Genomic DNA, 7201 nt, shown 5'->3' on the forward strand with positions numbered 1-7201 from the left:
TTCAAGGACAAGACCAGCGAGGCCGTATCAAACGGCAAGGCTCCGAAGGGTTTCCCGTCGGACCTAGTCCGATCAGCCCAGCGGAAGCTGTTCATGATCGACAATGCCGCCGAACTATCAGACCTGAAGACGCCTCCAGGCAACAGGCTTGAGCCGCTGAGAGGCAACCGTGCGGGTCAGCACTCGATCCGCATCAACGATCAATTTCGCATCTGCTTTCGCTGGGTGGACGGGCAGGCCGAGGATGTGGAAATAACCGACTACCATTGAGGTTTCAAATGCTGAACATCAATCCATTTATCCATCCCGGAGAAATCCTCCGCGAGGAATATCTCGTACCGCTTGGCCTGAGGCCTTACACATTGGCCAAGAAGCTGCATGTGCCGCGCACGCGCATCGAGCGCCTGGCCAGCGAGACGACACCGGTAACGCCCGACACCGCTCTGCGCCTCGCGAAGTTCTTTGGAACCACGCCGCAGTTCTGGATGAACATGCAGGCGAGCTACGACCTTGCTGTCGAGGGAGAGGCCAAGAAGGCAGATATTGAAACGATCGAAAGCCTGGAGACTGCGGCTTGAGGCAGGCGGCCCGCCTCGAGCCACCGACGGTGCAGCGAAAAAAGGTTCCGACGATCTGTCGGATCGCCTCAGCCTGCCGCGTCCTTGGGATGCCGACACGATGATGTCGGCGCCAACCCAGGGAGATCATGTCATGTCGGTTCTTTCATCCATCGGTCGCATCGCAACCCAATATGCGGCGGCACGTGCCCGCCATCGCAGCGAACGCATCCTGCTCTCGCTGCCCGCCGAATTGCGCAAGGACATCGGCTTTCCGGAACTCTTCGACGCGCAGAACAGCCGCCGCGCGGCCACCTTCTCGGCCAAGGTCATATGACCGCGATCAGCCTGCCTCTGCCTCTGTCGCTCAATCCCGCCGGTTGCCCGGTCTGTCCGGGCCCGGCCGAGAAAAATTTCGCGGCCCTGTAGGATTGCCGTCACCTCATGCGTCCTATGGTTGGCAAGGCCAAGCCAAACGCAAAGAGGAGCAAGACATGACTGACCAGACCCCCGTTCAGCCCGCGCCGAAAGTGCTCGGCGGATTAACCCCCTATCTGCAGGTGGACGGAGCCTTCAAGGCCGCTGAATTCTACAAGAAGGCCTTCGGCGCCGAGCAGGTGTTTGCCTATCCGCCGGACGAAAAAGGCCGCACCATGCACATCCATCTCTACATCAATGGCTCGACGCTGATGCTGGGCGACGCCTACCCCGAGCACGGCCACCCGCATCAGAACCCGCAGGGCTACACCATGCAGCTGCATCTCCAGGACGACACCATCGAAAGCTGGTGGCAGCGCGCCATCGACGCCGGCTGCGAAGAAGTGGTGCCGCTGCAGGTGATGTTCTGGGGCGACCGCTGGGGCCAACTGCGTGACCCCTTTGGTGTTGCCTGGGCGATGAACGCCCCGGTGAAGTAATAGGCGAGCAACAGCACCTCTTTCCCCAGGAGTGATGCGCTCATCTGCGCCGGGTCGCATCCCTGCCGGCCCGGCGCCCGATTTTCAGCAAGAGGAATATGCCATGTCCTATGTCGATGGTTTCGTGCTTGCCGTGCCAAAGGCCAAACTCGAAGACTACAAGAGGCTGGCCAACCTCGCAGGCCCCATATGGATGGAACACGGCGCGCTCGCCTATGTCGAATGTATCGGCGACGACGTGCCCTATGGCGAGGTCACCTCGTTTCCGCGTGCCGTTCAGGCAACTGACGACGAGATCGTCGTCTTCGCCTGGGCGGTCTATGAATCCAGGCAAAGCCGAGACACGGTGATGGCCAAGGTGATGGCCGACCCGCGTTTGACACCCGATTGGGGCCCCATGCCGTTCGATATGAAGCGCATGATCTTCGGCGGCTTCCAGCCCTTCATCGAGCTTTGAGCAACTGAGCCCCCATCGCTTCGTCATCCTATGGCGGAGCAAGGAGCGAAGCGACGCGGCGCAGACCATGGGATCCATGCCGTCACGTTAAAGCATTGAAAACGGTGAAGAATTCCGTTCCGCCGCATCCTTCGATCGAGGTCCCGGAATGGATCCTCGGGTCTGCGCGACGCCGCTTCGCGGCTGCTCCGCCCGTGCATGACGAAGCTGGGGTTAATCTGCCACCCGCGCGCTAATCCAGCCTATCCAGCAGCGGCTTGAGCCGATCGCCATAGCGCTTCCATAGATCGACCGAGCCCTGATACATTGGCTGGCGCACCTGCGCGGCGGATGCCGTGCGCACCGGCCGGTCGGTCTCGTGGAACGACAGCACCGCATCGTTCCACGGCAGGCCGAGATGGGCGATAAGCGCCCGCGTCTGCCCTTCCTGGTCGGCGACGAAATCCTCATAGCGCACATCATGCACCACCCCAGGCAGCACGGCATGCCAATGCGCCATGATGTCGGTGTAGAGGTTGTGGAAATCGGCGAGTTCGCCGAGGTCGTAGCCGTAGCGATGGCTGTCGCCGCGGAAATGCACCTTGTAGATCGACAGGCACGTCGCCGCCGCGTCGCGGGCGCAATGGACGATCTTGGCTTTCGGCAACATCAGATGGAGGAAGCCGACGAGCAGGAAATTGCCCGGCATCTTGTCGGTGACATGCTTGAAGCCGGGAAAGCGGGCGTGCAGCATGTCGAGATAGGCTTCGCCAGCCTCGGCAAAAGCCTTGTCGGGCATGTCGGCGATCCCGGCCGGAAAGCCGCCCTTCATGGTCAACGGAAACTGCTTGCCTACCGCCATCTTCAGGATGTTGAGCTCGCCGGCGCCATAGACCTGGGGATGGCTGGCGATGATCTGCTCGATCAGCGTCGTGCCGGAGCGCGGCATGCCGACGACGAAGATCGGCGTGTCGTCGGCAATCGAGCTGGGCTTGTGTTTCTCGAAGAAGCCGGCATCGAAGGTTGCTTTCATGGCCTCGAATTCGGCGCGCGTCCTGGCCGCATCGTAGTCGATGCCCTTGCGGCGGATCGCGTTGCCTTCGGCGAAATAATCGAAGGCCCTGCCGTAATCCTTCAGATCGTCATTGGCCTTGCCGRGGCCGAAGGACAACTGCATGCGCGCCAGGCTATCCTGCGGCGCCTTGGCATGCTGAGCCTCCATGCCGGTCAATTCGCTGTCGCGCTCCTTCTGGCGCTTGACCTGCGTCAGCATCAGCCAGGCTCTGGCCATGCCGGGGTCGACCGCCAGCGCCTGCCGAAACAGGTCGGCGGCTTCATCGAGCTTGCCCTTTTCCATCAGCCCGACGCCCAGCCCGTGCAACAGGTCCGCGTCCTTCGGCCGGATCGTCAGCGCCTCGCGGAAGACGGCGAGCGCCTCGTCCAGACGTCCGGCTTCTTGCAGCGTTTCGGCAAGTCCGATGCGGGCGCGGACATGGAAGGGATTGCGACTGACCGTGCCGCGATAGATCGCTTCGGCCTCCTCGAACTGGCCGAGCTGCTTCAGCGACGAGCCAAGATTGTCGCGCGCCGCGAGCTGGTCCGGCCGGATATCCACCGCACCGCGAAAGAAATCGATGGCGGCTGCGATGCGGCCGAGATCGCGCATCACCGTGCCGAAATTGTTGAGGAAATCAGGATTTGTGGGCTGCAGGCTCACCGACTGTTCGATGAGATCGAGCCCCTCTTCGCTGCGCCCGGTCTGGTGAAGCAGCAGGCCGAGGAAATGCGCCGCGGCCGCATGATTGGGCTTGCGCGCCAGTACCTGGCGGTAAAGCGCCTCGGCTTCCTGCCGTCGCCCGGCCTGGTGCAGCTGCAGGGCCTGCTGCACATACTGGTCCAGCCCCAGCGGTGGCTGTCCTCCAGCGCCAGATCTGGCTCCCGCGCCCGCCGCTCTTCTCTGATCTCTGTTAATGGGAAACCTGCCGTGTTTTTCCGCCGGCCGCGATCTAAGCAATTCCGGGAAAGGTATGAAACGGTTTTCCGTCCGGAATTGCGCCAAACAAGGAGATAGATCGGTTCGGCGTTTCAGTGAAACGATGAACCGATCTAGGCCATCGGCGCTTCAGGTTCAAGGCTCGCTTGGTATCCGTCAGCGCAGAAGCGATCAAATCAGCCGGTTGGCCTCCGCAACTTGCCTGGCACGCCGGAGCGTTCCGTCGGTATCGGCGACCCTTCGCTTTGCCGCTTCGTCACTCCTGACGGTCAGCCGCGGCGACAGGATGGGCGTTGCCGTCGCTTGTTTAGCCAATGGGCCGATCGCGACTGTAGCTCCTGCCGATGTTGTTTCGTTAATCATGAAATCTCGTCCTTTCATACGTAAATAAAACAAAAATACCGGGAGAAATGTTCCCGCCAGACTTCAAATAATTTTTGATATCTATGGGCTTGTATCATCGTTTTCCTGAAAGTTACAGAAAGCAATTTTCTGAGCGAAGCCCGATTTTTATTTTAAATCGCCTTGATTAAATTGCGGCAAAGGCCTATATGTACAGGATCGCTTTGGGTAGAATTGGCACCTCGCGGCGTCAGAGGTTCTCGACCCGCCAATCTCATTCCAAATCACCGATACTGGCCGCGTTCCGCGACCTCATCTCACCCCTCGAAAGACCCACATGAACACCGGGACCGTAAAGTTCTACAATGGCCAGAAGGGCTTCGGCTTCATTCAGCCGACCGATGGCGGCAAGGACGTTTTCGTCCATGTCAGCGCGCTGGAGCGCGCCGGCTTTCCTGGCCTCGCCGAAGGCCAGAAGCTGCAGTTCGAGTTGGAGCGTGACACCAAGGGCCGCGAATCGGCCGCCAATTTGCAACTGATCTGATCCGGCCGAATTCGATGAACGCTGACCACGGATGTACTGGCAGCTCTCGAAAGCGGCTTATTTTCAGCAATTGCCGGAAATAGGAAAGCGGGGCTCGTCCCCGCTTTTTTGCTTTTCAGGGCCGCTGCGGAAGCATCAAGGCAAGACAATGACCGATCGCACCACCCACTCCATCGCCCATTTCGCGGCACCCTTCGTGCTCGGCGGACTGGAAGGACAGCTGCCGGCCGGCGACTACGACATTGATCACGACGAAGAGGTGATCGAGGGCATGTCGCGGCTTGCCTGGCGACGCGTCGCCACCTTCATCCATCTGCCGGCAAGGGCCGTGAAAAACCCGACCACCAGCCAGCTTGTCGCCATCGATTACCTCGAACTCGAAACAGCGCTGAAGCGCGACAGGGAGAATGCAGCATGATCCGTTTCCAGCAGAATGCGCGCCCGCGCACCGACACGCCCTCGCACCAGTTTGCGATCGGTCAGACTGTCCGCATGAAGAGCCGCACCGGCCTCGTCCAGAAAACCGCGGAACTGTTCCAGATCAAGAGCAGGCTGCCGGTCAAGGACGGCTCGCCGCAATACCGCATCCGCAGCGAGCAGGAGACCCATGAGCGGGTCACCACGGAAGACAATCTCGAACCGGCCGACAACCCGGTCGTTACTGACAACCCGGTCGTCTGAGCGCCCAGCAAAGCCACGCCAACACACAACAGGAGCACGACATGTCCAAAGGTCAACAGCGAAGCAATCGCGAAACGCGCAAGCCGAAGAAGGACAAGGTCGTGGCCAAGCCAGCCTCCCCGTTCGGCTCGTCGGTCAAGCAGGCAGAGAGTAGCCTGAAGCCGAAGTCGAAGGGCTGACCAGCCCAGGGGCGCCTCRTGCGTCCCCCCGTCKCCCACTTTGTGAGGCGACGGACTGACACGACACGTTTGCGCAACACCCCGCACACGGAGGCGCGCTTGAACTTCGTCATCGAGTTCTACCGGTCGCGCGACGCCGACGAAGCCACGCTCGACAAGGTATCGCTGGAAGCGCCGAACCTGCGCGCCGCCCTGCAGGGCGCAACCGCGCTGTTCCACACGCTGGCCATGCCGCAAATCCCCGATCGCCTGCGCATTTCCGACGAGGACGGCAGCGAGCTTTACGCTGGCCCGGCCGACGGGGCGTATCCAGCGGAGGTGTGAGCGAACGCCTCGGTTTTCCCTTCCCTTTGTGGGAAAACGCTAAACACGCCCAGTTCCCGTCAGCACGGTCCGCCGTCGATGACGCGATAGTCCGCGGCGCGGGCTTCGCAGGCATTGGGGAAGGTGCGCAGTTCGCCGTGGCGGCGCGCGCACACCGGAGCATATTCGCGGGTGCAGAACGTCTGCTCTTCGCCGCCGCCGCCCCCACCGCCGTCGCGGCACGGACCGTCGCGCACGATGCGGTAGCCGGCCCGGTCGGCAAGGCAGGCATTGGCAAAGGTCTGCCGGTCGCCGCCGCGCCGGGCGCAGACGGGCTCGTACTGCCTGCTGCAATACTGTGGTTCGGGCCGTGGCGGACGCGGACGCGGCCCTGGTCCCTCATCGACGACGACAGTGCAGGCGGCAAGAATTGCCGACAGGAACAGGATGGCAAAACCTTGCCGCGAAAAGACTGTCGCCAGAAACTTCATGTTGATCTCTCCCTCGATCCCGTCCCGGGAAGACGATCCTTGCCATTCCATTGCCAAATGCAACCCCCGTTTGCAGCCTCCCGCCGGAAACGATGCGCGGAGCCATGGCACCCATCAGCCCCATCCCGCTGATGGCCACGACATCTGGCCCATTCGTGGCCGCGCTCTGGGCCGATGACCCGGCCGGCAACCAAGCCTATGTCGAGCCGCATCGATGCTCAGGTCAGTCGATCCATGCGTCGGGATGCGCCCATTGTGGCGGCCCGCGGCGCTATCTTGCAACCTTCACGTTTCCGTGCGATAAATTCCGTGTTCGGGCATTTGCGACCCGGAGAGCGGAACGTTTTGGACGACCTTTCCCCGATACTGTGAATCTCTGACGGCCCCGTTTTCGGCGGGGGGTTTGACCATGCGCCAATGCATGACTGCCGAAGCAACCACCGGGACTTGCCCATTGCGCCAGGCGGCGGGCAGGACCACCAGACTGAACGGGTGAAGGAGTTTCCCCAATGGCCCAGACCGGCACCGTTAAATTCTTCAACGCGACCAAAGGCTTCGGTTTCATCACGCCCGATGGCGGCGCCAAGGATGTGTTCGTCCATATTTCCGCGATCGAGGCCTCCGGCCTGCGCACGCTCGTCGACGGCCAGAAGGTCACCTTCGACGTCGAGCCGGATCGCATGGGCAAGGGCCCCAAGGCGGTCAACCTCCGCGCTGCCTGAACCATCGGGCGCCGTGCGTCCCTGACGCATGACGGA

General features: G+C 61.6%; 13 protein-coding genes. 11 read left to right on the forward strand and 2 right to left on the reverse strand.

All coding sequences use genetic code 11. The annotated features are described in order from the left end of the window. From ACXJ7R_RS20290 to ACXJ7R_RS20310, 5 genes are all read left to right on the forward strand, one after another. The coding region (locus tag ACXJ7R_RS20290; RefSeq protein ID WP_457153408.1) for a type II toxin-antitoxin system RelE/ParE family toxin at positions 1–270 on the forward strand (270 nt) is incomplete at its 5' end. Between the two features lie 8 nt (positions 271–278). Next, positions 279–578, forward strand: coding sequence for a HigA family addiction module antitoxin (locus ACXJ7R_RS20295; protein WP_457153409.1), 300 nt, complete (start codon positions 279–281; stop codon positions 576–578). A 133-nt stretch (positions 579–711) separates the two neighbouring features. Beyond that, positions 712–894, forward strand: a complete 183-nt coding sequence (locus ACXJ7R_RS20300) for a hypothetical protein (protein ID WP_095091704.1) — start codon at positions 712–714, stop codon at positions 892–894. Between the two features lie 157 nt (positions 895–1051). Further along, positions 1052–1474: a VOC family protein gene (locus ACXJ7R_RS20305; RefSeq protein WP_457153410.1), complete on the forward strand. Its 423-nt coding sequence runs from the start codon at positions 1052–1054 to the stop codon at positions 1472–1474. Positions 1475–1577: 103 nt separating this feature from the next. Further along, positions 1578–1931, forward strand: coding sequence for a DUF1428 domain-containing protein (locus ACXJ7R_RS20310; protein ID WP_457153411.1), 354 nt, complete (start codon positions 1578–1580; stop codon positions 1929–1931). A gap of 232 nt (positions 1932–2163) precedes the next feature. Here ACXJ7R_RS20310 and ACXJ7R_RS20315 read toward each other — a convergent pair whose 3' ends face one another. Further along, positions 2164–3798: a tetratricopeptide repeat-containing sulfotransferase family protein gene (locus ACXJ7R_RS20315; protein WP_457153412.1), complete on the reverse strand. Its 1635-nt coding sequence runs from the start codon at positions 3796–3798 to the stop codon at positions 2164–2166. A gap of 784 nt (positions 3799–4582) precedes the next feature. Between ACXJ7R_RS20315 and ACXJ7R_RS20320 the strand changes: the two genes are divergently transcribed. The 5 genes from ACXJ7R_RS20320 to ACXJ7R_RS20340 all read left to right on the forward strand — a co-directional run bounded on the left by ACXJ7R_RS20320 (position 4583) and on the right by ACXJ7R_RS20340 (position 5973). Continuing rightward, on the forward strand, positions 4583–4789 hold the full coding sequence (locus ACXJ7R_RS20320; protein WP_023809797.1) for a cold-shock protein: 207 nt from the start codon (positions 4583–4585) through the stop codon (positions 4787–4789). Between the two features lie 148 nt (positions 4790–4937). Further along, the gene (locus ACXJ7R_RS20325; protein WP_095090880.1) at positions 4938–5207 is read left to right on the forward strand and encodes a hypothetical protein; all 270 of its coding nucleotides are present in this window, start codon (positions 4938–4940) and stop codon (positions 5205–5207) included. Beyond that, positions 5204–5470: a hypothetical protein gene (locus tag ACXJ7R_RS20330; RefSeq protein ID WP_457153413.1), complete on the forward strand. Its 267-nt coding sequence runs from the start codon at positions 5204–5206 to the stop codon at positions 5468–5470. Before ACXJ7R_RS20325 ends, ACXJ7R_RS20330 begins: the two co-directional genes overlap by 4 nt. Positions 5471–5511: 41 nt before the next feature. Next, entirely contained in the window at positions 5512–5649 is a 138-nt protein-coding gene (locus ACXJ7R_RS20335; protein WP_164482279.1) for a hypothetical protein, read from the forward strand. A 99-nt stretch (positions 5650–5748) separates the two neighbouring features. Further along, positions 5749–5973 (forward strand): hypothetical protein, encoded by a 225-nt coding sequence (locus ACXJ7R_RS20340; RefSeq protein WP_095091701.1) that lies wholly within the window; start codon positions 5749–5751, stop codon positions 5971–5973. 59 nt (positions 5974–6032) lie between these two features. On the opposite strand, the gene ACXJ7R_RS20345 is transcribed toward ACXJ7R_RS20340, so the two are convergent. Beyond that, positions 6033–6443 (reverse strand): Kazal-type serine protease inhibitor family protein, encoded by a 411-nt coding sequence (locus ACXJ7R_RS20345; RefSeq protein WP_457153414.1) that lies wholly within the window; start codon positions 6441–6443, stop codon positions 6033–6035. 509 nt (positions 6444–6952) lie between these two features. Here ACXJ7R_RS20345 and ACXJ7R_RS20350 point away from each other — a divergent pair. After that, positions 6953–7165, forward strand: a complete 213-nt coding sequence (locus ACXJ7R_RS20350; RefSeq protein ID WP_006202520.1) for a cold-shock protein — start codon at positions 6953–6955, stop codon at positions 7163–7165. Positions 7166–7201 lie beyond the last annotated feature (36 nt).

The sequence above is a fragment of the Mesorhizobium sp. P5_C1 genome, from assembly GCF_054049815.1.

Coding starts and splice junctions, on each gene's coding strand:
- ACXJ7R_RS20295 (WP_457153409.1), top strand. CDS start 279: ATGCTGAACATCAATCCATTTATCCATCCCGGAGAAATCCTCCGCGAG.
- ACXJ7R_RS20300 (WP_095091704.1), top strand. CDS start 712: ATGTCGGTTCTTTCATCCATCGGTCGCATCGCAACCCAATATGCGGCG.
- ACXJ7R_RS20305 (WP_457153410.1), top strand. CDS start 1,052: ATGACTGACCAGACCCCCGTTCAGCCCGCGCCGAAAGTGCTCGGCGGA.
- ACXJ7R_RS20310 (WP_457153411.1), top strand. CDS start 1,578: ATGTCCTATGTCGATGGTTTCGTGCTTGCCGTGCCAAAGGCCAAACTC.
- ACXJ7R_RS20320 (WP_023809797.1), top strand. CDS start 4,583: ATGAACACCGGGACCGTAAAGTTCTACAATGGCCAGAAGGGCTTCGGC.
- ACXJ7R_RS20325 (WP_095090880.1), top strand. CDS start 4,938: ATGACCGATCGCACCACCCACTCCATCGCCCATTTCGCGGCACCCTTC.
- ACXJ7R_RS20330 (WP_457153413.1), top strand. CDS start 5,204: ATGATCCGTTTCCAGCAGAATGCGCGCCCGCGCACCGACACGCCCTCG.
- ACXJ7R_RS20335 (WP_164482279.1), top strand. CDS start 5,512: ATGTCCAAAGGTCAACAGCGAAGCAATCGCGAAACGCGCAAGCCGAAG.
- ACXJ7R_RS20345 (WP_457153414.1), bottom strand. CDS start 6,443: ATGAAGTTTCTGGCGACAGTCTTTTCGCGGCAAGGTTTTGCCATCCTG.
- ACXJ7R_RS20350 (WP_006202520.1), top strand. CDS start 6,953: ATGGCCCAGACCGGCACCGTTAAATTCTTCAACGCGACCAAAGGCTTC.